This is a genomic window from Paenarthrobacter sp. NyZ202, assembly GCF_049860755.1.
Lineage (GTDB): Bacteria > Actinomycetota > Actinomycetes > Actinomycetales > Micrococcaceae > Arthrobacter.
In genome coordinates this window covers 3796015-3819790 of the sequence record NZ_CP187556.1, presented here as the reverse complement: position 1 = coordinate 3819790, position 23776 = coordinate 3796015, and the positions used below count along the sequence as shown (strand labels likewise).

Below are 23776 nucleotides of genomic sequence, written 5' to 3'. Positions count from 1 at the left end.
GGCTACGCCACCACCTTCAGGCCGACCACGCACGCACCGATGCCGGCGAGCAGCAACAGACGTGCCGCCGTCGGGCGTTCCACCTTGGTGACCATGGCGTAAGCCGAGGTCAGCACGACGCCCACACCAACCCACACCGCGTATGCCGTGCCCGTGGGGATGGATTGCATGGCGATCGCGAGTCCGCCGGTGCTGGCAATGACCGACACCAGGAACACGATGGTGGGGATTGGCTTGCGGAAGCCCTTGGAACGGTGGAGGGCCGCGGCCCAAACAGCCTCGAGCGCTCCGGAAAGAATGAGAATTACCCACGACATGACAGATCCTTTGGCCAGTCTTGTCGCGTGCCGGGTACTGAACCGTCGTCCGGAGGTTCCAGAGCGGAACCTTGATTTCAGGCTAGCAACTCCGGTGCGGGGTGGCCACCTCTGGTGGTTAACGTCACCACTTAGGCATGGTCAATGGAAATAACGGCCACGAAGCCCCGGCCTGAGATTTCCGGACTGCGGACATCCGACCCGACCACGGCGTCATACCGCGAGAGCTCCACAGGCTCCTCGACGGAGGGAGCCGGCCCGCCGTCGTCGGACGTTTCCGCGGCGCCGGGTACCACCGATGCCTTGCCCTCCAGGAGCACTGCCAGTTGGCCTTCGAACACGGGATGCGGACGCTTCTTGGAGATCTCCACAATGGAGGTGTAGCCCTTGAACTTATCGGCGCGGGCAATAACGTTGAGGTCCCTGACATCGCCCGTGGGGAGGGTCGCGGATGATGCAGCTTCACCGGAGAAGCGGAAGGGCCGGTATTTCTCGAGTGGGTGCTCGGAGCCGTCCACGGTCAGGAGCAGCAACTCGCCGTCGATGATGGTGATGACGCGTTCCATGCCGGGAAACGCCGAGAAGTCGCCTGCCTTGGAGACGTCGGCGATGCTGACGCGCCAGTCCCAGGTGCCGTCCTGCTCCGAGGCGGCTTTCGGGTGGCTGGCGAGCTCTCGCGTGACGCCTCCGCCGTTACGCCAGGGCTGGGGACGGAGGTCGGCAAAGCGGATGATGTCCATTGCTCCAGCCTAGTGCGGGAGCCCGGTTCTGCCTCGGCAGGCAAGGCTTGCTAACGTCATAGGAGGCTTGTTTTTGCTGGTGATGGCTGGAGGCACGGAATGTTCGTTAAAGTGTGTGGTTTGAGCACGCCCGAATCCGTGCGTGAAGCCGTGGACGCCGGTGCCGATGCCGTCGGTTTCGTGCTCACGGCCAGCCCCCGCGAAGTCAGTCCTTCCACTGTCCAGCAACTGTTGCCCTTGGTGCCACCTTCAGTCCATGCCGTTGGCGTTTTCCGCCACGAGTCCGCCGCTGACGCCGTTGCCGTTGCGCGGGAGGCCGGCCTGTCCTGGGTCCAGTTGCATGGTCACCGCACTGCGGCTGACGTTGAGGAAGTGCACGACGCCGGGATGCGGCTCATCAGGGCCGTCACCATGGGTGCCTCCCCGGAAGAGTTCGGTGATCTGGGCGAGGACCTGTTCCTGATCGACGCCGCCGTGCCCGGCTCGGGCGAGGCCTGGGACTATGCGTCTGTTCGGGAGAAAGCGTTGGACGGGCGTTCGTGGTTGCTGGCCGGTGGCCTGGAGCCTGGAAACGTGTCCTCCGCTGTGGCCGCTGCCGGTGCATGGGGTGTGGACGTGTCCTCCGGGGTGGAGTCCTCCCGCGGCGTGAAGGACCTGGCCAAGGTCCGGGCGTTCGTCGAAGCCGCCAAGGCCTGACCCTCTCTCACCGTTTGCCTGGTTTGGCTGGACGCTCTCTCACCTTTTGCCCGGTTTGGCCGGATGCTCTCTCACCGTTCGCGGCTTTTCAGCGGACGCTCTCTCACCTTTTGCCCTGTTTGGCCGGACGCTCTCTCACCGTTCGTGGCTTTTCAGCGGACGCTCTCTCACCAAATGCTCGCTGCTAGTCGAGCGCCGCATCTAATTTGTCGAAAGACGTGCCCCATCCGTCCCGCGTCATTTCTACCCACTCTTCAGATGCGAAGGGGCCCTGGGTCAAATGCATCCTCGTCCGGCTGCCGCCCAGGTCTTCGAATTCGAGGCGCATTTCTTCATATTCATGGTCGGCATCCGGGGCGGCTTTTGCTTGGGCGACCAGCAAGCCGGGGGCGTCGAGCTGGGTGATCACGGCTTCAATGGGCGCTTCCTGCTGACCGTTCTCATCCGTCCAAACCATGACCACCTGCCAGATCCCGCCGACTTCGGGCTCGACGATAATCTTTCCCCGGGGAGCTTCCACGTCAACGGGCCCGAACCACCTGGTGAGCTGGTCCGGGTCCATCCAAGCCTCAAACACTTTCTCGCGAGGGGCGTCGAAGTCCCGAGTCAGGGTAAGGGTGTGCTGTGCCGTGCTCATGGTGCTCCTCGGTGTCTAATTCAGTGGATACCGTCGTGCCGTTTCGGCCGTCGTCGTAGCGCTGTCCTGTGACCGAGTCTAGGCTGACAACCGTCCGAAACCGACGCTCTCTCACCAAACCACCCGATATTCGAAACGCTCTCTCACCCTCGCGGGGGAGGCCCGGAACGCGGTGAGAGAGGGTGGGCGCCAGGGGGTGTTTTGGTGAGAGAGGGTTGGCGCCAGGGGGTGTTTTGGTGAGAGAGGATCCGGGAAGTCAGGGTCCGTTCAGGGCAGACCCCTAGGCTTTTGGGCGGTCGGGCACGAGAGAATGGGGACTATGAAAACTCTGCTCAACATCATTTGGCTGGTTTTTGGCGGCTTCTGGCTCGCCCTTGGCTATTTCGCCGCCGGGCTCATTTGCTGCGTCCTCATCGTGACCATTCCCTGGGGCATCGCGTCATTCCGCATCGGTTTCTATTGCTTGTGGCCCTTCGGCCAGATGGTGGTGGAAAAACCCGGCGGGAGCGGCGTCTTCGCACTGCTCGGTAATGTGATCTGGCTGTTGGTTGCCGGCATCTGGATCGCGATCGGGCATGTGGTCACCGCGGTGGCCATGGCCATCACGATCATCGGCATCCCGCTGGCCATTGCCAACCTGAAGCTGATCCCGGTCTCGCTGATGCCCCTCGGCAAGCAGATCGTTCCCACCGACAGGCCGTTCGCCAGCAACTACCGCTAAGAGGCAGTGACGTCTCCGGTCCGCAGATCGAACCGGAACGTCCGCTGCAGCGGCAACGGACCGCCGTCGTGCGTTGCTCCGGAGGCTTGGACTGAGAACGTGAGGTCCAGGGTGCCCTGGCGCATGTCTGCGTCCGTGATCGTGTAGGTGGGCGTGAAGTACAGAACGTGCTGTCCGGGGGCCAGGTCAGTGGCCGGGAAGTCGCCCGGGTTGGTGTGCGGCCCTTGAAGTTCGACGCCGGTCATCGCCTCCCCGGAGCAGTTGCGGACACGTCCCGTGAAGGCGAGGATGTCGCCTGCCTTGTACCCGGGGATGATGGGGCCGTAGTTGAGGTCTTGGGCCTCCCGGGTGCCCAGAATCTGATCGCCGGTGTAGCCCTGCCCTATCTCCTTCCACGTTTGGACGTCCCATTGATCTCCGCCGGAGGACGGAATCACATGGAAGGGGCCGGCATTTTGCCAGGCCTGCGGCCGGCCCGGAGTGATGGAGCGCAGTTCCATGTCGAAGGACAACCCGGCCAGAGGTACAGCGTGCCCTTCTGCCAGCTGTTCAGTAAGCTGCGCCGGCGGAACCGACGCGAACACGAGCTCCCGGTAACCCTGCCGTTCGTAGAGGACGCCTATGTTCCCGTTGGGCAACCGCGTCACCGTCGAATACGCCGAACTTCCCTCGCACAGCACCAGTCCGGCCGGCCACGTAGCTCCGTTGTCCGTGGAGAGGCTGAGCACAGTGTTTCGCCGCAGGTGCGGGTCCTGGTTGTTGCTTGCCAGGAGCCAGCGGTCGGTGTCGGGCGTGGCGAGTGACTTGATGGAGGGCAGCCCGTCGAACCGGGCCACCGAACCGTTGTCGCTGGGATCGGGAAGATCCGGTACAGGCTGCAGGGGACTCCAGCTTTGGCCTCCGTCTTCGGAAAGGGCGGCCAGACGGCACGGCGTGGCCCGCGAATGCAGCAACAGCCGGCCGTCCTCCAGGCAGACCACCTTGTTCTCGTTGGGCCCCACGCCGGACGGTCCGGGGCCAATGAACGAGCCCAGCGCCCACGTTTCACCGTGATCGTCACTGAAAGCTGAGGCTGCAACGATCCGGCCGTCCACCAGGAGGACGTATTGCTGTACCAGCCTGTTCCTGTAGGGGCCCGCATGGATCTGGATACCTTGGCCGGCGGCCGCGAAGAGGCCGGTGATTCGCCCTTCCCGTTTGAGCTGGGCGGTGAGGCGCCGGTGTTGCCAGGTGCCGCCGTCGTCGTCTGAAAAGCTGACGTCGGCGTGCTGGATGTCGTCCGCGGGCTCCAGTCCGGCGGCGGCCTCGAAGAAGCCCGCGTGCGTTCCGGCCGCATGGAACATGAAGATCCTGCCGGTCACCGGGTCGACCAGGAGGCTCGGATCGCCGTAGCCGTCCAAGCCGGTCCCGGTCCTGACAACCTGCTGGCTGCCCCAGGTGACGCCGTTGTCGTGGCTGCGCCGCAGGAGGAGGTCGATCGGGTTGGGAAGGTCATCCAAATTGGGCCTGCCGTCATAGGCGGCCAGGATCGTCCCCCGGGTGCTGACCGCGAGTGCCGGGATACGGTACTGCCGGTATCCGCCCGCACCGCGGACGGCAAGCACGTGCTCGACGTCGGGGCGGGCGTGCGGGTAAGGGGAGAGGTAGGAGGTCACATCTCCAGTGTACGAGAGTCAGCCATCCAACTCCGCGGCCAGGTTCCGACGGGCGGCATCCTGCCATAGGGACCGGGCACGCCCGCTGTGGAAGAGCGGATCCAGCGCCAGGAGATAACGCACGACGGCGGCACGTCCCGCTGCGAAATCATCGTCGCTCACGTGGGCGTAATCTTCGCGGACGGCGGCAAGATACCGTGCGTAGGACTGTTCGTCGCCGCCCAAAACGGAAAGGTCGGCGTCGCAGAGGAGCGCCCCGGCATGGTCGCCGGGCTCGGGCGAATGGGTGGCCGTGAGCCGGACCAGCCGGGCGACCTCGGCCACGTCCTCCGGCGCCAGGCGGGCGGCGGTCAGCCTCTCCTCGGCCAACAGCGCCGATTCCTCTTCATCCTGGCCGGCCACTCCCTCATAAACGGCGTCATGGAACCACGCAGCCAAGGCGACCGTGCGCGCAGGAAGGGCCGGCTCGGTGAGGATATCCAAAGCCTCCAGGACCGCTAGCAGGTGTGTCCGGCTGTGGTACTTCCGGCTGTCTTCACCCCACCGTTCCACCAGTTCCAGTCCCAGCTCCTCGTGGCCGGGAAAGGTGCTGTTCCAACGCTCCATCAAAGGCACGGTCAGGGCCTTGCTGCGCTCCCGGGCAGGAATCCTCAGGCCGCTCGCAATCAACTTCCGGACCAGCACACGGGCTTCCACCGGGATGGCGCCCGCTTTGACCAGGTCGTCATAGCGACGCTCGGGAACGTCGTAGTGGTCGCCGTCGAAAGCGCGTTCAGGAACCCCGGCCGCTGCGGCGAACGCGTGCAGTTCATCCAGCGAGGTATCGGATACCAGATGGGAAAACACCGTGCCGTGGGCGGGCCACAGCGGCGGATCAACGTAGACGGCCATGGCCAAAGTGTAGTCCCGGATCGTGCTGCAGGAACGGCCGGATGATCCTTCCCGGTTGCCGGTCATCGGGCGTGTCTACCGCCGACCACGGCCCGGAATCACAAGCTTCGCTGCCGGTGACGATCACGGCAACCGGGAAGGAGTGCGGCGGGTCAGCGTTCGGCAGGCAGGATGTTCTGGTTGCCCCTGAATACGTTGTCGGGATCGAATTGTGCTTTGACCTTGGAGAGCCTGCGGTAGTTCTGCTCCCCGAACGCGGCCATGATCCGGTCCTGCCCTTCGTCCCCGATGAAGTTGAGCCAGACCCCGCCGGTGGTGTGCGGGGCGATGTCGTGCCTGAACTGCTTCACCCATGCCTTGGCTTCCTGCCCGCCTTCGGGGGAGTCTGCCAGGCCGAACGGATGGCTGACCCAGGCTGCGCTGCGATGCTGCAGGGGAGTGTTTTGGGCCGCAGGTCCTCCTACGGCCCCGCCCCAGCGGCCGATCAGTTGCTGGGAGTGCGTGCCGGGCAGACGCTGGGCCGAGTCCACCAAAATGTCCAGGGCTTCGTCGCTGAGTTGGTCGTGGTAGTCGGCGCTCCAGTAGTTGTAATAGCCGGGAGGGTCATCGATCATGCACTGGAAATCCGCGTAGCCCATGGGCTCCACCAGGTCCACCGTTGGACCGAGTTCCTTGAACGGCTTGGCGTACTCCCTGCCCTCCTCCACGTCCCCGGCATACAGGTAGGCCATCCCCACGGCCATCTTGCCCACCATGTCCTCCGGCACGAATTCTTCCTCCGGCGCAGTGAGGTAGATCAACGCAGTTCCCACGCCGTCCGGTGCTTCCAGTGCCAGGCGCCGGAATTCGCGGGACAACGCAGGTGCAGCCTCGCCGGGGAAGAGCGTGATCCCGGCCATGACAGTGGGGCCAAGATCGTGCAGTTGAAAGGTGAAGGACGTCGCAACACCGAAGTTGCCGCCACCGCCATGCAATGCCCAGAACAGTTCGGGATTCTCGTGGGCGCTCGCGGTGACAAGGTCGCCTGAAGCGGTCACCAGGTCCACGGACAGCAGGTTGTCGCAGGCAAATCCGTAGGAACGCTCCAGCCACCCCGAGCCGCCGCCCAACGTGAAGCCCGAGACACCAGTGGTGGAGGCGCGGCCTCCCGTGACCGCCAAGCCGTGCCGTTGTGTTGCCCGGTCGAACTCGCCCCAGGTAAGCCCTCCGCCGGCCGTGATGGTCTTGGCCTCCGGGTCGACGCTTACGGATTTCATGGGTCGGACATCGACGACCAGCCCGCCCTCGTTGGTGGACATTCCGGCCACCGAGTGCCCGCCGGATCTGACGGCCACTTCCAGATTGTGGGTGCGGGCATGGTGGAGGGCCTCCGCCACTTCACCGGGGCCGGAGCACCTGGCGATCACCGCCGGACGGCGGTCGATCATTGCATTGAAAAGTTTCCGGGTCTCGTCGTAATCCGGGTGGTCCGGACGGATCCATTCCATGGGACGCTCCTTCGCGCCTGAGACTCTCCCCTGAAACAGGGTACTGCGGCATCATCCAGCGGGCCATGGCTGGAGCTTACGGAATGCTTTCGGAGCCTGTTTCCAGGAAAATTACGACGGCGGTCCTCGCCTTGCGCGCACTGGCCGACCTAAGGGTCATATTGCGTTTGCGGACATAGAGGTTTCTTCCAGACGCAAATACGGATCTACACTCGATTCATGCCGCACATACGAATATCCGAGGCCGCCCGTTTCCTGGGTGTCAGCGACGACACCGTGAGACGTTGGACGGAGAACGGGACGCTGACGCCGCAGAAGGATTCAGCCGGACGCCTGGTGGTGGACGGCTTGGAGCTGGCCACCCTTGCGCGTGACCAGTCGCACCTCCCGGACGACCCCTCCCGCGCCGGCAGTTCAGCCCGGAACCGCTTCATCGGCTTGGTCACCGGGATTACGGCGGACAAGGTCATGGCCCAGGTGGAGCTGCAGTGCGGCCCGTTCCGTGTGGTCTCCCTGATGAGCAGCGAGGCCGTGCGCGAACTCGGGCTTGAGCTTGGATCGGTGGCCACCGCCGTGGTCAAGGCCACCACTGTCATCATCGAAACACCCCAGGGAAAGAGCATCATATGAACCGCAAACCCCTTACCGCAGTGCTGCTGGCCGGGGCCTTGGCAGCAAGCGTGGCGGGATGCGCCCCAGGCGCCAGCCCAACGTCGCAGCAAAGCACCTCACCTTCAGGCGAAATCACCGTCTTCGCCGCTGCGTCCCTTAAAGGAACCTTCTCGCAGCTGGCCAAGGACTTCGAGGCAGCCAACCCGGGGACCAAAGTGAAGCTGAGCTTCGCCGGATCCTCCGACCTGGTCACGCAGATCACCCAAGGCGCCCCGGCGGATGTGTTCGCCTCCGCCGACACCAGGAATATGTCCAAACTGGCTGATGCGAACCTCGTGGAGGGCACTGCCACCAACTTCGCCACCAACGTCCTGGAGATCGCCGTCCCACCCGGCAATCCGGCGTCGATCGCTTCTTTCGCGGACCTGGCAAAGCCGGGCATCAAAGTGGTCACCTGCGCAAGCCAGGTGCCGTGCGGCGCCGCAACCGACGCCGTCGAGAAAGCCTCCGGAACCACGCTGAGCCCGGTCAGCGAGGAGTCGTCCGTGACGGATGTCCTGGGGAAGGTCAGCTCCGGCGAAGCGGACGCCGGCTTGGTGTACGTCACCGATGTGAAGGGAGCCGGCGACAAAGTGAAGGGCATCCCGTTCCCCGAATCGGACAAGGCTGTCAACACCTATCCCATCGCCACGGTAGGCTCCAGCAAGAACAAGGCGCTGGCGGCGGCCTTCATTGCCACGGTTACCGGGGACAAGGGCAAGAAGGTCCTGGGCGACGCTGGTTTCGGCACACCGTAGGGAGAATATGAAGACCACCGGCTATCACGGTATTCCGCGATGGATCCATGCCGTGGCAGCAGTGGGTGGCCTCTTGGTGATCCTTCCGCTGGCAGCCATGCTGCTGCGCGTGAATTGGCCCCAGTTCATCCCCCTGATCACGTCCGAGTCGTCCCTCGCAGCCCTGGGCCTGAGCCTGCGGACGTCTGCCGCCAGCACTGCTCTCTGCATTGTGCTGGGTGTCCCGCTGGCTCTGGTGCTTGCCCGGGGTGAGTTCCCCGGCCAGAAACTCCTCAGGTCCTTTGTGCTCCTCCCACTGGTGCTGCCGCCGGTGGTTGGCGGGATTGCGCTGCTGTATACCTTCGGGCGGCAGGGCCTGTTGGGGAAGTCGCTGGAGCTGGCCGGTCTGCAGATCGCGTTTACCACCACCGCGGTGGTCCTGGCCCAAACGTTCGTGGCCCTGCCGTTCCTGGTGGTCAGTTTGGAGGGCGCCCTGCGGTCGGCGGGCAGCAGGTACGAAGCCGTGGCTGCGACGCTCGGGGCCAAGCCCACCACCGTGCTTCGTCGCGTCACCGTTCCCTTGGTGCTGCCGGGGTTGGCGTCCGGGGCGGTGTTGTCGTTCGCGCGCAGTCTGGGTGAGTTCGGCGCGACGCTGACGTTCGCGGGCAGCTTGGAGGGAGTCACGCGCACGCTGCCGTTGGAGATCTACCTGCAGCGCGAGACCGACGCCGATGCCGCCGTCGCGCTGTCCCTGGTCCTGGTTGCCGTGGCCGTCGCGGTGGTGGGCCTGAGTTATGGCGGCGGCCGCCGACGCGCACCAGAGGCGGTCCAGCCGTGAGCTTCGAAATGCGCGCCAGCCTGAAGACCAGGAATTTCGACATGTCCCTCAGTCTCGGGGACGGTGAAACCGTGGCCGTTCTTGGTCCCAACGGCGCCGGCAAGTCGACGTTGCTGGGGGTGATCGCCGGACTCTTGCGGCCCGACTCCGGCTCCGCCTCGATTGACGGGCGCCAGCTGTTCAAGCTCGACGCCGGCACTCGCCAATGGGACCCGCCGCACCTTCGCGGCATCGCCCTTTTGGCCCAGGAGGCACTCTTGTTTCCGCACCTGAGTGCGTTGGACAACGTGGGGTTCGGCCCCCGCAGTGCAGGTGCTTCCAGGCCCGCTGCCCGGGAAGCTGCCCGGCATTGGCTGGCCGAAGTTGATGCCCAATCCCTTGCTGACCGGAAGCCGGCGCAGCTCTCCGGCGGCCAAGCCCAGCGGGTGGCCGTAGCGCGGGCCTTGGCAGCCGAGCCGGACTTGCTCCTCCTGGACGAACCCATGTCCGCGCTGGACATTCATGCTGCGCCCTTGCTCCGCCGGGTCCTGAAACGCGTTCTTCAGGACAGGAAGGCCATCATCGTCACGCACGATGTCCTGGACGCCTACATGCTGGCGGACCGCGTGATAGTGGTGGAAAACGGTCGCATCGTGGAACAGGGCCCGACGCGCCAGGTTCTGGAGCGCCCCAGAAGCCACTTCGCCGCCGGCCTCGCCGGCCTCAATCTCGTCACCGGCGCCCTCAGCCGGGAGGGAATCACGACGCCGGATGGCCGGGTTTTCGCCGGACAGCACGATCCGGACTGGTCACCTGTGCCCGGCCAGGCAGGCGTGGCGGCGTTCCCGCCGTCGAGCGTTTCCGTTTTCCTCGGTGATGTCCACGGAAGCCCCCGCAATTCCTTCCCGGTGATCATTACGGACCTTGAGCCGCACGGCGACCAGATCCGGATCCGGGCAGGCGCCGGTTTGGACGGCACGTTGTCCGCCGACATCACACCAGCGGCCTCGGCGGACCTCGGCCTTGTCCCCGGCATGGAGGTGCGGTTCGTGGTGAAGTCCGCGCTGGTGTCGGTGTACCCGGCGTGAGGCCTGGTCCCGATCTTCAACTGACGGAGACCGCCGGCACAACGCCGACGGCCCCCGCTCCCGTTTAGGGGATGTTGTGCCAGAACAGGCGGATAACATCAACGGCTAGCCGGATGATGTTGACCGCAAGGTTCCAGGCGCCCCTTGGTTCTTCACGTTTCCGCTTTGAATCCATGCCGACACCTCCTCCCAAAGGAACAGGCGCGGCTCGCACTGATAGTCGGCACAACAACGTTGCGGCCTACGTGCGTAGGGCCATAGACTCAAAGTGTGGCGTTTGAGGTTCTATGGCCCTCTTACCGCACCAATGAGCGAACCGCTCAGAACAAAGACCCGATGCCAGTCGGGTCTTTCGTTCGTTAACGGCACAGCAGGCTGTTGCCTGATGGTGCAAGCCTAGGGCAGGTTCCTGCTACTCCCGGTACATCCGCTCCGCGTAGGACGGCCCGTAGTAGGTCTCGAGATCTTCCAGCGGCGTCTCCGGCTGGGTGTACGCCTGGGCGAGCACCGCGATGCTGGGAAGGTCTTCGGTTTCCCACGTTTCCGGCTGCCACAGGCCGCTGCGCATGAAGGCCTTGCCGCAGTGGGTGAACACTTCCTCCACCGAAACCACGACGGCGGCACGCGGCCGGTGCCCCTTGACCACCATCTGATCGAAAAAGTCAGCGTCGCTGACCAGGCGGGCGGTGCCATTGATGCGGAGGGTGTCCGTGCGGCCGGGAACCACGGACAGGATGCCCACGTGCGGGTTCTCCAGGATGTTCCTGAAGCCGAAGGCAAGCTTGTTCCCGGGACGTTCCGGGATGGCAACGGTGGTGTCGTCCACCACGTGGATGAATCCCGGAGGATCGCCCTTGGGGGATGCATCCACGTGGCCTGCAGCATCGGACGTTGACAGGATGCAGAACGGGCTGGCTGCCAGCCACTGCCGGTCGAAACCGCTCAAGGTGGTGCGGACTTTGCGGCGGACCCTCTCCAACGGGGTGCCGATCAGCTCTTCGAGTTCGTGAGTGGTGGAAATCGGGTTCATGGCCCCAGCCTACGGCGCGGCGCAGGACCCAGGCCTTGCCTTTCTGCCCCTTTCATCTGGACAGGCGTTTCGCCCTCGGCAAACATGGAACGCAGTGGACGAAATCCAAAGTTGAGCGTAGTAGACTCAACTTTGAAATAAGTTTGGACTCACTCCAGGAAGGGAGCTCGCTTTGGATACCAAATTCACCACCAAGAGCCAGGAGGCCCTTTCTGCGGCCGCCATGAACGCCTCCACCGCGGGCAATCCGCAGGTGGAACCGGCGCACCTGCTCAAAGCGCTCATGGACCAGCGGGAAGGCGTTGCCGTGGCGCTGCTTCGTGCCACCGGCGCGGACCCGGACGCTGTGAGTGTGCAGGCAAGTTCCGCCATCAAGGCACTGCCTTCTTCCTCCGGCAGTTCCGTCCAGCAGGCGCAGCTGTCCCGCCCGACCCTGCAGGCCATCCAGGCCGCCCAAAACGAGGCCGACAAGCTCGGCGACTCCTTTGTCTCCACAGAGCACCTCCTGCTGGGGCTTTCGGCCGGAAGTGATGCGGTGGGCAAGTTGCTGCGCGACGCCGGAGCCTCCCATGAGGCCCTCCTCGCCGCCTTGCCGGGTGTCCGCGGTGATCGAAAGGTCAATTCCCCGGACCCGGAGAACACGTTCCAGGCTTTGGAGAAGTTCGGGACCGACCTGACCGCTGTTGCGCGCTCGGGCAAGCTGGACCCGGTGATCGGCCGCGACAGTGAGATCCGCCGCGTGGTCCAGGTCCTGAGCCGCCGCACCAAGAACAACCCCGTCCTGATCGGTGAGCCCGGCGTTGGCAAGACGGCCGTCGTCGAAGGCCTGGCCCAGCGCATGGTGGCCGGCGACGTTCCGGAGAGCCTGCGCGGCAAGACCCTGATAGCCCTGGATCTGGCTTCCATGGTGGCCGGTGCCAAGTACCGCGGCGAATTCGAGGAGCGGCTCAAGGCCGTCCTGGAGGAAATCAAGAACTCCAACGGGCAGATCGTCACCTTCATCGATGAGATCCACACCGTAGTGGGCGCCGGTGCCACGGGTGAGAGCGCCATGGACGCCGGGAACATGCTCAAGCCCATGCTGGCCCGCGGTGAGCTCCGCTTGATCGGTGCCACCACCTTGGACGAGTACCGCGAGAACATCGAGAAGGACCCGGCCCTGGAGCGCCGGTTCCAGCAGGTCTTTGTTGGCGAACCCAGCGTGGAGGACACCATCGGTATCCTCCGCGGCCTGAAGGAGCGCTACGAGGCCCACCACAAGGTGGCTATTGCCGACTCCGCCCTGGTTGCGGCAGCCACACTGTCCAACCGCTACATCTCCGGTCGCCAGCTGCCGGACAAGGCCATCGACCTCGTGGATGAGGCTGCTTCCCGACTCCGCATGGAGATCGATTCCGCCCCGGAAGAGATCGACCAGCTGCGCCGCGCGGTGGACCGTCTGACCATGGAAGAGCTGGCCCTCCAAGGTGAGAGCGATCCTGCTTCCGTGGAACGGCTGGCTGCGCTCAGGGCAGACATGGCGGACAAGAAGGAAGCCCTCGCGGCGTTGAATGCCCGTTGGGAAGCCGAGAAGGCGGGCCTGAACCGGGTCGGCGACCTCAAGGCCAAGATCGACGAGCTTCGCTCAGCGGCTGAAAAGCACCAGCGCGAAGGTGACCTCGAATCGGCGTCGCGCATTCTGTACGGCGAGCTGCCTGCGCTGGAACGTGAGCTCAACGCCGCAGCCGCGGAGGAATCCGCACGCAGCGACTCCGAGCCCGAGCTCATGGTGGCCGAGGAAGTCACCGCGGACGATATCGCCGAGGTGATTTCGGCGTGGACCGGGATCCCCGCCGGCCGCATGCTGCAGGGCGAGTCGCAGAAGCTGCTGCATATGGAAGAGGAGCTTGGGAAGCGCCTGATTGGCCAGGCCAAGGCTGTGCAGGCCGTCTCCGATGCCGTTCGGCGCGCACGTGCGGGCATCAGCGATCCCAACCGCCCCACGGGGTCGTTCCTGTTCCTGGGCCCCACCGGCGTTGGCAAGACCGAGCTGGCCAAAGCCTTGGCTGATTTCCTCTTTGACGACGAACGCGCCATGATCCGGATCGACATGTCCGAGTATGGCGAAAAGCACTCGGTGGCCCGACTGGTGGGTGCCCCTCCGGGATACGTAGGGTACGAGGAAGGCGGCCAGTTGACTGAAGCCGTGCGGCGCCGCCCCTACTCCGTGGTGCTGCTCGACGAAGTGGAAAAGGCCCACCCCGAGGTCTTCGACATCCTCCTGCAGGTGCTCGACGACGGCAGGCTCACCGACGGCCAGGGCCGCACTGTGGATTTCCGCAACACCATCCTGGTGCTGACCTCCAACTCCGGCAGCCAGTTCCTGGTGGACCAGTCCCTGGATGCCAAGGCCAAGCGGGACGCCGTCATGGCCGTGGTGCAGGCATCGTTCAAGCCGGAATTCCTGAACCGCCTGGATGAGATCGTCCTGTTCGATCCGCTGTCGGTAGAGGAGCTTGCCCGGATCGTGGAACTGCACGTGGCAGAACTCGGCCGACGCCTGCACGATCGTCGCCTCACCCTGGAGGTCACGGACGGCGCCCGCGCCTGGCTGGCCATGTCCGGGTTCGATCCTGCCTACGGTGCAAGGCCGCTGCGCCGTTTGGTGCAACGCGAAATCGGGGACCGCCTGGCCAAGGAGATCCTCGCCGGCCAGATCAGCGACGGTGACACTGTCCTGGTGGATACGGCCGCCGATGTGGACGAGCTCACCATCGCGGGCCTCGAAGCGCTGACCGCCGGCGACGACGCTGCCAGCTTGGGCACGGGCCTGTCGGTCCGGAGGAAGTAAGCGGCCCGCAGGAAGTAGCGGTCCGGAGGACCAGGGCTACTTGTCGAGGAGGTCTTCCTTGATGGTGTTGCCCGAGTCCACCACGATGAAGCAATCAACGCGGCGGTCGCCACGGTTCCAGCTGTCAGTGCTGGGATACACGTTCTGCTGCAGCAGCACGTAGTTGTCGGCCGCCGCGTTGTCCAGTTTCACTGTGCCGCAGACTTCACGGCCCTTTTCCCGGAGCGCGTTTGTACCGGGGAATGACTCGTCCTGGCCATAGCTGTGCACGGCACCAAGCTGGGCTGAATGTTCGGTGTCGCAGGCCACGGCTTTGGCTTTGGGTGCGTTCGGGTCGAAGTCGGCAAAGCAATCGCCTACCTGGAAATCCTTGGCCTCGGTGTCGCGGGGGAGCGGTCCCAAAGTAGCCGTAGGGCTGGGGGTGCTGACCACGGCTTCCGGCCGGGTTCCCAACAGGTTGAGCAGCACCCAAATGACCACGCCTATGAGCGCCAGGACGCCTACCACGATTCCCCCGATCACCAGGCGTTGCCGCTTGGTGGTATCACCTTGGGGTGGAACCTCGGCGCCGGGCTCCCAGGATTGGGGAGGGTCCTGGGGCGCTGGCGGCAGACCGTCCTCGCCTCGATCCCGTGGCGAATCGTCACGTGGTGCAGTGTTGTCCTGGCTCATTCCCGTGGTGTGCCTTCCTGCCGTGGTGCCACATTGAGGCCGACTCTACCCAATTTTCCGCCCCAGTGGAGGTGCTGGAAGCCGGAATTGCGCGCCTGGAGCCCCGACCCGTGGCCAGGGTGGCACGCAGGCACTCCCGAAAGCATGTAATCTAGACATACGACAAATTGACCAAACATTCCGGGGCCTCACCGATCGCCAAGGTGACCACCTCCGGTCCAAGTACAAAAGGGGGTCACGCCATGGGGCGCGGCCGTCAAAAGGCAAAAGCTACCAAGCAGGCTCGGGACATCAAGTACTACTCCCCGAACACTGACTATTCGGCCCTTGAGCGTGAGCTCACGGGCCCATCCAGTCGTGCAAAGAGCCACTTCCCGGAAGATCCGCCGGAGCCGGACTACTCGGCTTATGAGGACAAGTACGCGGAAGACGATGACGACGAGGTAGACACCCGCCGTATCGGATAGCTGTCGCAACCAACAGGTGCCGCAGGCACTGAGTTGTGTACCGCCGTCGTACATCAGGTCGTCGCGCATCTCCGGATGCCGAAAATCACTGAAGAAGGCCCGCAGGCCACGCCGCTGTTTGGCGTACCCTGCGGGCCTTCTTTTGTGCATCCAAGGCCAATGCGTTGTCCTGGTCAAGGCCCGGTACTAAGTTGATGAAGGACACGCCCCAGCGAAAGGAAAGCCATGCCTGAGGTCGAGAGGTACCAACAGGGAACACCGTGTTGGGTGGACCTGTCCTCCACCGACATCGAGGTTTCCAAGGCGTTCTACAGCGACCTTTTTGGCTGGGAGCTGGACGGCATGGAGATAGGACCGGGCCTGACCTATTACATGGCCAAACTCAAGGGACGCTATGTTGCCGGGATGATGCAGCAGCTTCCGGACGCACCGGAGGGCATGCCGTCCTATTGGGCCAACTACCTCGCTGTGGATTCAGTGGACCAGGCGGCAGAGCGGGCGGTGGCGGCCGGTGGAACCATCGTCTTTCCGCCGGATGAGGTCCCCAACGGCAGCGGCCGGATGTTCTTCGCGGCCGATCCCACAGGGGCGCAGATCGGTTTCTGGGAGGCCGGGAGCCATCCTGGGTCGGGGCTGGTCAATGAGCCCGGCACCCTGATCTGGAACGAGCTGCAGACAAACGATGTCCCCAGGGCCGTGGCCTTCTACCAGGCAGTGACCGGGTGCGGAAGCAGCACCGCCCCCGCAGGAGACCTGCAGGAATACACCAACCTCACCGTTGCCGGGAAGCCGGTGGCGGGAGCTGTGAAGTTGCCCATTGAGGGCCTGTCACCCTTTTGGATGACCTACTTCAATGTCACTGACGTGGATGCTTTTGCGGAACATGCGGCCAGCCTCGGCAGCCACGTCATTTCGCCTGCGTTCGACGTGCCGGGCATTGGCCGCATGGCGGTCCTGATGGATCCGGCCGGCGCAGCGTTCAGCATCATGTCGAGGCTTGACGCATGACCGCCCGTAGCCGTTACTCCCACGGCGAGCCGTGCTGGGCCGACCTTCAGACCCGGGATGTCGCCGGGGCCAAGGAGTTTTACGCTGCAGTGTTCGGGTGGAGCTTCACGGACCTTCCCACGCCTGACGGTCGGTTCTATGCCCAGGCTTTTATCGGAGAGGATCTGGTGGCTGTGGTCGCTCCGCAGAACCGCAGCCAGGAAGCCGCCGCCACCCCGGGCCAGTGGAATATCTATTTCGCGGCCACAGACGCCGAGGAGGTTGCCGAGGACGCCGTCCATGCGGGAGGGAAGCTCGAGTTCGGTCCCGAACATGTGGCAGACACCGGCGTCCTGGCCTTCATTGCACCGCCAGGAGGCGGGACCACGGGCATCTGGCAGGCGGGCACGCACCTGGGAAGCCACCTCTACAACCAGGCCGGCGCCTTGGCATGGGCGGAGCTGTCCACGCCGGAGCCGCAGGCAGCGGTGGCCTTCTTCCAGCAGCTTTTCGGTCACGAGGTTACCGAATACCCCCAGGACGACGGCGGCAGCTACTCCACGCTGATGGTGAACGGTGGGGAGGTGGCCGGCGTCGTCCCTGCCGAAGCGGGGGAGGAGGCGGCCTGGCAGATCTACTTCGGGGTCACCGACCTGCGGAAGGCCGCACACGCCGCAGTGGCCGCTGGTGGCACCCTGCTCGTGGAACCGGAGGAACACCCGGAAGAAGGATCACTGGCCACCATCCAGGACCCCCAAGGCGGAGTGCTCAGCCTGATCCAAACCCCCTCATCCAACTAGGTCGCATTTGTGCGCGTTTTGAGGGCTCAAAACGCGCTTAACTGCGACCCAGTTGGGTAAAGCGGAGGCTTAGGCGTAGGCGTTCACCAAACGGACCGCACCGCCGTCGACGCCCTTGGCACCCTGGACGTAATCCGGGCCGGTCTTGTCGATCGCGTCCGAGTCGGCTGCAACGGTACCCATGATCCAGGACGGCAGGCCACGCTCGTTGAGGCGTGCCACCGCGGCGTCTGCTGCCTCGGGGGAGACGATCGCCACCATTCCAACACCAAGGTTCAGCGTGCGTTCGAGGTCGGCCAGCGGGACATTGCCCAGCTCGGAAACCAGCTTGAAGATGGCGGGAAGTTCCCACGTGGCGCGGTCAACCGTGGCCACGAGGCCCTGCGGGAGGACGCGTGCCAGGTTGGCCGCCAGGCCACCACCGGTGACGTGGCTGAAGCCGTGGACAGCCGCTCCGGCGGAAACCGGGAAGGTGCGGGCCAGGTCCAGACAGTCGGCTGCGTAAACGCGGGTCGGCTCCAGGAGTTCCTCGCCCAGCGTGCGGCCGAGTTCGGAGACCTGTCGGTCCAGTGCCCAACCGGCGTGGTTGATGACGCGGCGGACCAAGGAGTAGCCGTTGGAGTGCAGGCCGGAGGATGCCATGCCGATCACGACGTCGCCGGCGCGGACACGGTCCGGGCCAAGCAATGCGTCAGCTTCCACAACACCGGTGGCGGCACCTGCGACGTCGTATTCATGCTCGCCAAGGAGGCCCGGGTGCTCGGCGGTTTCGCCGCCCACCAAGGCAGTATCGGCAACAGAGCAAGCAGACGCAATACCGCGGACAATGCCGGCGATGCGCTCCGGAACAACTTTGCCGCACGCGATGTAGTCCGTCATGTAGAGGGGTTCAGCGCCAACTACGACGATGTCGTCCACAACCATGCCCACCAGGTCGAATCCGATGGTGTCGTGGATGTCCATGGCCTGTGCGATGGCTACCTTGGTGCCCACGCCGTCGGTGGAGGTGGCGAGCAGCGGCTTCTTGTAGGTGAGCAGCTTGGAAACGTCGTACAGGCCAGCGAAACCGCCGACGCCGCCAATCACCGAGCTGTTATGGGTCGCCTTGACGGCGTCCTTCATGAGTTCGACTGCGCGGTCTCCCGCTTCGACGTCGACACCCGCCGAAGCGTAGGTGATGCCGGAGGCGTTCTCAGGAGTTCCGGCGGAGGATGCGGAGGTCATACAGACTCTTTCTTTTCGGCGTCGGTCAAACGATCAGCGTCGGTAAGGAGGTTCTCGAATTCGGCATCCGGTCCCGGATCACAGCCTGTGGCGCCCGGCTTCTCCGCCGGATCCTGGGTGTCGGAAGGATCAGAAACTGCGTCACCGGTAGGTTCTGCCGGAGCCAGGCCACCGAGGTCGGAACGCTCGAGCAGGTTCTTGCCGAGCTTGTCAGCGTGCGGCAGCTCGATCGGGTACTTGCCCGTGAAGCAGGCGGTGCAGAGGCGTTCACGCGGCTGCTGGGTAGCCCCGATCATGCCGTCCTCGGAGATGTAGGCCAGCGAGTCGGCGCCGATCGCCTGCGAGATCTCTTCGATGGTGGCACCGTTGGCGATGAGTTCCGCGCGGGAGGCGAAGTCGATGCCGTAGAAGCACGGCCACTGGACCGGCGGGGAAGAAATCTTAACGTGGACTTCCTTTGCGCCGGCTTCCCGGAGCATCCGGACGATTGCGCGCTGGGTGTTGCCGCGAACGATCGAGTCGTCCACCACCACCACGCGCTTGCCGCGGATCACGGATTCCAAAGCGTTGAGCTTGAGGCGGATACCAAGCTGGCGGAGGGTCTGCGAAGGCTGAATGAAGGTACGGCCCACGTAGGCGTTCTTCACGAAGCCGTGCGCAAACGGGATGCCGGACTGCTCGGCGTAGCCAACGGCAGCGGGAGTTCCGGACTCGGGGACCGGAATGACGATGTCGGCCTCGTGGGTGTTTTCGCGGGCCAACTGGCGGCCCATCTCCACACGGGACTCGTAGACTGAACGGCCTGCGATGGCCGCGTCCGGACGGGCCAAGTAAACGTACTCGAACACGCAACCGGCGGGGGTGGGGTCGGCGAAACGCTGGGAGCGGACGCCCTCTTCGTCAATCGCGATGAACTCGCCGGGCTCGATCTCGCGAATGAAGCTCGCGCCAACGGTTGCCAGGCCGGCCTGCTCGGAGGCGACAACCCAGCCGCGGTCCAGGCGGCCGAGGCACAGCGGGCGGATACCGTAAGTGTCACGGGCTGCGTAGAGCGTGCCTTCGTCCATGAAAACGAAGCAAAAGCCACCCTTGATCTTGGGGAGCAGCTCCAGGGCGGTCTGCTCCAGGGTCTTGCCCTCTTCGCCCTCAAGGAGTGCGGTCACCAGCGCAGTGTCCGAGGTGTTGCCCTGCTTCATTTCACCGGTGAGCTGGCCGTTGTTCCGCTGCAGGATCATTTCGCGAAGCTCTGCGGTGTTGGTCAGGTTGCCGTTGTGCGCCAGTGCAACCGTGCCGGTCGCCGTGGCGCCCAGCGTGGGCTGGGCGTTGGCCCAGTGGCTTGCGCCGGTGGTGGAGTACCGGCAGTGGCCCACGGCCAGGTGTCCGGTAAGGGTGTTGAGGGTAGTCTCGTCAAAGACCTGGGACACGAGGCCCATGTCCTTGTAGACATTGATGCGCTTGCCGTCACTGGTAGCAATACCAGCCGACTCTTGTCCGCGGTGCTGCAGCGCATACAGCCCGTAATAGGTGAGTTTTGCTACTTCTTCACCCGGTGCCCATACCCCGAAGACGCCACAAGCGTCCTGGGGGCCCTTTTCGCCGGGGAGAAGATCATGTGAAAGTTTTCCGTCGCCACGTGCCACTGGTCGATTGTCTCATGTCCCGGCCGTGGTAAGTTCCCGTGCAGACTTTGTGACCCCGTCAACAGGCACTTATCGCGGAGGAAACGCCCAAAATGCGGTGCGTCTCACACTGCCCATATCGGGCCGGACTCAGCGGTCGCCGTCGTGCTCCGGTCCCTCATCCGGAACCGAGTCCGGAACGGGCTCAACCACGGCACGTTCTGCGCGCTTGACGCTGATCCGGTCCAGGACCAGCGCCAGGATGGAAAAAAGGATGACGCCACCCGCGGCGCAGGCCACCAGGAAGAAGCCGAACACGGTGCTGGCGTCGAACGCGGGGTCGGCCGGGCGGCCGTAGGCGATGATGGCAGCCACGATGGCGCCCACAATGGCGCCGAGGATCATGAACGGGACGAACTTGGGCGCCCTGCGGACGGTGATGTTGCGCCGGGCGGGCGGTTCGTTGCCGGTTTGATTGCCGGGTGCGGGAGTCGGGGTTTCCTCGGGAGCCATGCCTTCCAGCCTACCGTTCCGGATTTGGGGACAAGAACGCCCTCCGGCGCGGGCCGAAGGGCGTCATGGCGGCAGACCTGGTCAGCTGCCGCGGTACGTGGAGAATGCAAACGGGCTGAGCAGGAGCGGCACGTGGTAGTGCTCGCCTGTGTCCGCAACCGTGAAATTAAGGTCCACTTCCGGGAAGAACGTGTCCGTGCCGAGGGCAGCGTAGTAATCGCCGATAGCGAAGTTGAGCCGGTAGGCGCCGCCCGGAATCTGCTCGGGGCCCAGGTTCTTGATGCGGCCGTCGGCATCCGTTTCGCCCTTGCCGACCAGCGTCCAGTTCTCGCCTTCGCGGACGTAAAGTACGACGGCGACACCCGCCGCCGGGCGTCCGGAACCGGTGTCGAGGATATGGGTTGTTACCTGCGATACGCTCATGCGTTGGCTCCTTCGGTGACCAGGCCCGAGAGGCGCAGCAACGCGATCTCCCGCAGCTGGCCGGCTACGATCGTGTCTTCTTCTTCGGGGGTGTGGGCCAGGCGCTCGTTGAGCGAGGCAAGGATTTCCTGGGCGCTGCGTCCTGCGGCGCGGATCAGGAAGACCCTGCCAAACTTTTCCTCGTAGTCGCGGTTGCCCTGGGCGAGCGCTTCGGCCACGGCCTGGTCTGCGGGGTCCACGCCGGACTGTTCGGAGCGGGACATGGCCGCCTCGGTGGTCTGGGCCTTGGGGCGTTCGCCGATGCGGGGGTGGTGGGCCAGCGCTGCTTCCACTTCGGTTGCCGTGAAGGGCTCGGCGGCTTGGCGGCCTTGTTCCAGCAGGTCATCGAGGCTGGTGAAAGGGCGTGCGTCCACTACTGCTTCCACCCAGCGGGTGATGTCCAGGGCGGGGGTGACGGCCGTGATGGCCTGCTCCCGGTCCAGGCGGTTGAATTCTTCAAGCTCCATGCTTGTCGGTCCTTGTGCAAAATGCTGGCATCCATGGTGTGGGCTATGCGGAACTCCGGGGTTGGCCGGAGGAAGCATCTTCACTTCTTCATTCCGCATCATGGAACTGTTATTTCAGCATACGTAAGTAGTTAAGCCGAGCTGAAGCATCAGTGTCAAGAGGCGACAGCTGTACGACGCCGCGTCCGTACCGTGAGGTACAGCCGGTGCGACGTAATCACCAAGGCGAGCCAAGCGACACCGATGGCCCAGGCAGCGAGCACATCCGTCAACCAATGGTGCCCCAGGTAAACGCGGCTGAGTCCCATGGTAAGGGCGAAAATTACCGCCACGGCTATGGTCAGAACCCTGGCCCTGGCCGTTTTGAGGCGCAGGATCACCAAGTAGGCAACGATTCCCGCGATGACGATCGAGTTCAGGGAGTGTCCGCTGGGGAAGGACGCCGAGTGCTCGTACGGAGGAATGGCATCGGAGAGATCCGGGCGTGCCCTGCCGAAGAGCGGTTTGCCCAGGATGGTGATGATCAGCGACCCCAGCCCTGCAGCCAGCATCAGGATCACCGGGGTCCACGAACGACGCCGCAGCGCCAATGCCACCATAATGGCGGTGGCGAGCAGCGGCATCCCTACCGTGCCGCCGATGTTCGTATACGCGGTCACTGCGACATCAAGCTCAGGGGACCGGACGTTCTTGGCCGCAGACAACACGGGATCATCCAGCCCGGCCACACCGTCGGCGTCCGTCACGGACTCATAGACCTCGCCGAACACCAGCGCCAATGAGGCAGCGACGGCCAGGCCGAGGAGCAGCGTAAAAACCAGCGCCGCGTATGGGCCGAGCAACGCCGTGACACGTTCCGCGACCGCAGCCATGAACCGTCCCAGCGGAGTTTTCCACCGGGTCAGGTCCTGTCCGGCTACAAACCGGTCCTGGCTTACCTCGCCGTGGACACCCTTCTCAGGCAGCTGTTTTTCTTCGGTCGCCACTCTCGGTCTCCTCGTTAGCAACGGCTTTGGTAATGGTGAGTAACCTTAGCAGTTTGGGCTTGGACCTTCGGCTCAGAGCGCGCCTACAACGATGTGTGCGGCAGAATGACCTCAACCAGCTGAAGGAGTTCGCACATGCCAGACATTCTGACGTCCAGGTTCCTGTTCGGTCCCGGCCCGGGCAACTGCTACCCCGAAGCCATGGCGGCCTTGGCCTATCCAGTGCTCGGGCACCTCGATCCTGTGTTCATCGAACGGCTCGACCATGTGTGCGAAGGCCTCCGGGCCGTCTGGGGGACATCCAACGCGCGGACGCTCCCGTTAAGTGCCACAGGTTCCGGTGGGATGGAAGCGGCGTTTGTGAACACCGTGTCCGACGGCGACGTGGCAGTCATCGCCGTCAACGGACTGTTCGGGGCACGGATGTGTGAGGTGGCCCGGCGCTGCGGAGCCACTGTGGTGCGAGTGGATCACGAATGGGGTCAGCCCGTGGATGCGGACCGCGTGCTCTCTGCGCATCCCAACCCGAAAGTCATCGCCGCCGTCCACGCAGAGACGTCCGTGGGCGTCCTCTCCGACATCGCCGCCCTCGGTGCGGGCAAGGGCGATGCGCTGCTCATCACGGACGCTGTCACGTCCATCGGCGGACTGGAGCTGTTGGCAGACGACTGGGGTATCGACGTCGGATACGCCGGAACGCAGAAGTGCCTCGGCGTCCCGCCGGGACTGTCGCCCTTCACGGTGTCCGACCGCGCCTTCGAACGCCGCGTCAAGGATCCGCGCTCCTGGTACCTCGATATCGGACTGCTCGGCGGTTACGTGGGCGCGGCGAGCGGGACCCGGACTTACCACCACACTGCGCCGGTAACGATGGTCGCAGGCCTCGAGGCAGCGTTGGACCGGATCCTCGCTGAAGGCCTGGACGTTGTGCAGGCCCGGCACCGCGCCGCGGGCGCCGCTTTGCAGGACGGGTTGCGGGACATGGGGCTCGAACTGTTTGCCGCCGAGGGCTCCCGCCTGCCAAGCCTCACCACGGTCAAAGTGCCCGACGGCGTCAACTCGTCCGCCGTCCGCGCCTACCTTTTGGAGCACTTCAGCATGGAGATCGGTGCCGGGGTGGGCGAATTCGCGGACACAGTGTGGCGGATCGGAATGATGGGGCCGAATGCCAACAGTGCGTCGGTGACGTTGGTGTTGGGCGCGCTGAAAGAGGCGATCGCGAAGGCGTGAGCGCGAGAGGGTTCCCTGGGAAGGGCCGGTGAGAGAAGGTTCCCAACGGGCG

Annotated in this window: 25 protein-coding genes and 1 riboswitch; of the genes, 11 read left to right on the top strand and 14 right to left on the bottom strand. The window is 64.5% G+C overall.

Translation table 11 applies throughout. The features are described from left to right. Positions 1-2 precede the first annotated feature (2 nt). Together ACPFL9_RS17725 and ACPFL9_RS17720 are read right to left on the bottom strand one after the other, a co-directional pair. On the bottom strand, positions 3-317 hold the full coding sequence (locus ACPFL9_RS17725) for a DMT family transporter (protein WP_426004237.1): 315 nt from the start codon (positions 315-317) through the stop codon (positions 3-5). Positions 318-326: 9 nt separating this feature from the next. After that, positions 327-392, bottom strand: a riboswitch (guanidine-III (ykkC-III) riboswitch). A 56-nt stretch (positions 393-448) separates the two neighbouring features. Then, positions 449-1057 carry a HutD/Ves family protein gene (locus ACPFL9_RS17720; protein ID WP_426004236.1) on the bottom strand — a complete coding sequence of 203 codons (609 nt, stop codon included), beginning with the start codon at positions 1055-1057 and terminating at the stop codon, positions 449-451. A 99-nt stretch (positions 1058-1156) separates the two neighbouring features. On the opposite strand from ACPFL9_RS17720, the gene ACPFL9_RS17715 reads away from it, so the two are divergent. Then, the gene (locus tag ACPFL9_RS17715; protein WP_426004234.1) at positions 1157-1753 is read left to right on the top strand and encodes a phosphoribosylanthranilate isomerase; all 597 of its coding nucleotides are present in this window, start codon (positions 1157-1159) and stop codon (positions 1751-1753) included. A 184-nt stretch (positions 1754-1937) separates the two neighbouring features. Here ACPFL9_RS17715 and ACPFL9_RS17710 read toward each other — a convergent pair whose 3' ends face one another. Then, positions 1938-2390, bottom strand: a complete 453-nt coding sequence (locus tag ACPFL9_RS17710) for an SRPBCC family protein (RefSeq protein ID WP_426004233.1) — start codon at positions 2388-2390, stop codon at positions 1938-1940. A 319-nt stretch (positions 2391-2709) separates the two neighbouring features. Between ACPFL9_RS17710 and ACPFL9_RS17705 the strand changes: the two genes are divergently transcribed. Beyond that, the gene (locus tag ACPFL9_RS17705; protein ID WP_426004232.1) at positions 2710-3111 is read left to right on the top strand and encodes a YccF domain-containing protein; all 402 of its coding nucleotides are present in this window, start codon (positions 2710-2712) and stop codon (positions 3109-3111) included. On the opposite strand, the gene ACPFL9_RS17700 is transcribed toward ACPFL9_RS17705, so the two are convergent. From ACPFL9_RS17700 to ACPFL9_RS17690, 3 genes are all read right to left on the bottom strand, one after another. Next, positions 3108-4766: a sialidase family protein gene (locus ACPFL9_RS17700; protein ID WP_426004230.1), complete on the bottom strand. Its 1659-nt coding sequence runs from the start codon at positions 4764-4766 to the stop codon at positions 3108-3110. The two genes, ACPFL9_RS17705 and ACPFL9_RS17700, sit on opposite strands and share 4 nt — an antisense overlap. Positions 4767-4784: 18 nt before the next feature. Next, a complete protein-coding gene (locus ACPFL9_RS17695; protein ID WP_426007606.1) occupies positions 4785-5657 on the bottom strand; it encodes a DUF4031 domain-containing protein in 873 nt (290 codons plus the stop codon). Between the two features lie 152 nt (positions 5658-5809). Further along, a complete protein-coding gene (locus ACPFL9_RS17690) occupies positions 5810-7144 on the bottom strand; it encodes an FAD-binding oxidoreductase (RefSeq protein ID WP_426004229.1) in 1335 nt (444 codons plus the stop codon). Between the two features lie 219 nt (positions 7145-7363). Between ACPFL9_RS17690 and ACPFL9_RS17685 the strand changes: the two genes are divergently transcribed. The 4 genes from ACPFL9_RS17685 to ACPFL9_RS17670 are packed head-to-tail and all read left to right on the top strand — an operon-like array spanning position 7364 to position 10437. Further along, the gene (locus ACPFL9_RS17685; protein WP_426004227.1) at positions 7364-7774 is read left to right on the top strand and encodes a TOBE domain-containing protein; all 411 of its coding nucleotides are present in this window, start codon (positions 7364-7366) and stop codon (positions 7772-7774) included. Then, positions 7771-8553 (top strand): molybdate ABC transporter substrate-binding protein, encoded by a 783-nt coding sequence (gene modA, locus ACPFL9_RS17680; protein WP_426004226.1) that lies wholly within the window; start codon positions 7771-7773, stop codon positions 8551-8553. The genes ACPFL9_RS17685 and modA overlap by 4 nt, the downstream gene beginning before the upstream one ends. Before the next feature lie 7 nt (positions 8554-8560). Next, on the top strand, positions 8561-9370 hold the full coding sequence (locus ACPFL9_RS17675; protein ID WP_426004224.1) for an ABC transporter permease: 810 nt from the start codon (positions 8561-8563) through the stop codon (positions 9368-9370). Next, positions 9367-10437 carry a sulfate/molybdate ABC transporter ATP-binding protein gene (locus ACPFL9_RS17670; RefSeq protein ID WP_426004222.1) on the top strand — a complete coding sequence of 357 codons (1071 nt, stop codon included), beginning with the start codon at positions 9367-9369 and terminating at the stop codon, positions 10435-10437. The genes ACPFL9_RS17675 and ACPFL9_RS17670 overlap by 4 nt, the downstream gene beginning before the upstream one ends. 412 nt (positions 10438-10849) lie before the next feature. On the opposite strand, the gene ACPFL9_RS17665 is transcribed toward ACPFL9_RS17670, so the two are convergent. Then, on the bottom strand, positions 10850-11467 hold the full coding sequence (locus tag ACPFL9_RS17665) for an MSMEG_1061 family FMN-dependent PPOX-type flavoprotein (protein ID WP_426004220.1): 618 nt from the start codon (positions 11465-11467) through the stop codon (positions 10850-10852). A 172-nt stretch (positions 11468-11639) separates the two neighbouring features. On the opposite strand from ACPFL9_RS17665, the gene clpB reads away from it, so the two are divergent. Beyond that, the gene (clpB, locus tag ACPFL9_RS17660) at positions 11640-14297 is read left to right on the top strand and encodes an ATP-dependent chaperone ClpB (protein ID WP_426004218.1); all 2658 of its coding nucleotides are present in this window, start codon (positions 11640-11642) and stop codon (positions 14295-14297) included. A 36-nt stretch (positions 14298-14333) separates the two neighbouring features. On the opposite strand, the gene ACPFL9_RS17655 is transcribed toward clpB, so the two are convergent. Then, positions 14334-14969 carry a septum formation family protein gene (locus tag ACPFL9_RS17655; RefSeq protein ID WP_426004216.1) on the bottom strand — a complete coding sequence of 212 codons (636 nt, stop codon included), beginning with the start codon at positions 14967-14969 and terminating at the stop codon, positions 14334-14336. Positions 14970-15211: 242 nt separating this feature from the next. Here ACPFL9_RS17655 and ACPFL9_RS17650 point away from each other — a divergent pair, with 242 nt between their 5' ends. The 3 genes from ACPFL9_RS17650 to ACPFL9_RS17640 all read left to right on the top strand — a co-directional run bounded on the left by ACPFL9_RS17650 (position 15212) and on the right by ACPFL9_RS17640 (position 17223). Further along, positions 15212-15436 (top strand): DUF3073 domain-containing protein, encoded by a 225-nt coding sequence (locus tag ACPFL9_RS17650; RefSeq protein WP_364165422.1) that lies wholly within the window; start codon positions 15212-15214, stop codon positions 15434-15436. Between the two features lie 225 nt (positions 15437-15661). After that, entirely contained in the window at positions 15662-16444 is a 783-nt protein-coding gene (locus ACPFL9_RS17645; protein WP_426004215.1) for a VOC family protein, read from the top strand. Next, the gene (locus ACPFL9_RS17640) at positions 16441-17223 is read left to right on the top strand and encodes a VOC family protein (protein WP_426004214.1); all 783 of its coding nucleotides are present in this window, start codon (positions 16441-16443) and stop codon (positions 17221-17223) included. The genes ACPFL9_RS17645 and ACPFL9_RS17640 overlap by 4 nt, the downstream gene beginning before the upstream one ends. 69 nt (positions 17224-17292) lie before the next feature. On the opposite strand, the gene purM is transcribed toward ACPFL9_RS17640, so the two are convergent. The 6 genes from purM to ACPFL9_RS17610 form a co-directional block, all read right to left on the bottom strand. Then, on the bottom strand, positions 17293-18447 hold the full coding sequence (purM, locus tag ACPFL9_RS17635; protein WP_426004212.1) for a phosphoribosylformylglycinamidine cyclo-ligase: 1155 nt from the start codon (positions 18445-18447) through the stop codon (positions 17293-17295). Beyond that, positions 18444-20087 (bottom strand): amidophosphoribosyltransferase, encoded by a 1644-nt coding sequence (gene purF / locus ACPFL9_RS17630; protein WP_426004210.1) that lies wholly within the window; start codon positions 20085-20087, stop codon positions 18444-18446. Before purF ends, purM begins: the two co-directional genes overlap by 4 nt. Positions 20088-20216: 129 nt before the next feature. Beyond that, positions 20217-20579 carry a hypothetical protein gene (locus ACPFL9_RS17625; RefSeq protein WP_426004209.1) on the bottom strand — a complete coding sequence of 121 codons (363 nt, stop codon included), beginning with the start codon at positions 20577-20579 and terminating at the stop codon, positions 20217-20219. An 81-nt stretch (positions 20580-20660) separates the two neighbouring features. Further along, positions 20661-21002: a hydroxyisourate hydrolase gene (gene uraH / locus ACPFL9_RS17620; RefSeq protein ID WP_426004207.1), complete on the bottom strand. Its 342-nt coding sequence runs from the start codon at positions 21000-21002 to the stop codon at positions 20661-20663. Next, the gene (gene uraD, locus ACPFL9_RS17615; RefSeq protein WP_426004205.1) at positions 20999-21508 is read right to left on the bottom strand and encodes a 2-oxo-4-hydroxy-4-carboxy-5-ureidoimidazoline decarboxylase; all 510 of its coding nucleotides are present in this window, start codon (positions 21506-21508) and stop codon (positions 20999-21001) included. The genes uraH and uraD overlap by 4 nt, the downstream gene beginning before the upstream one ends. Before the next feature lie 155 nt (positions 21509-21663). Continuing rightward, the gene (locus ACPFL9_RS17610) at positions 21664-22494 is read right to left on the bottom strand and encodes a phosphatase PAP2 family protein (RefSeq protein ID WP_426004203.1); all 831 of its coding nucleotides are present in this window, start codon (positions 22492-22494) and stop codon (positions 21664-21666) included. Positions 22495-22629: 135 nt separating this feature from the next. Between ACPFL9_RS17610 and ACPFL9_RS17605 the strand changes: the two genes are divergently transcribed. Further along, positions 22630-23724 (top strand): pyridoxal-phosphate-dependent aminotransferase family protein, encoded by a 1095-nt coding sequence (locus ACPFL9_RS17605; RefSeq protein ID WP_426004201.1) that lies wholly within the window; start codon positions 22630-22632, stop codon positions 23722-23724. The last annotated feature ends 52 nt before the right edge of the window (positions 23725-23776 follow it).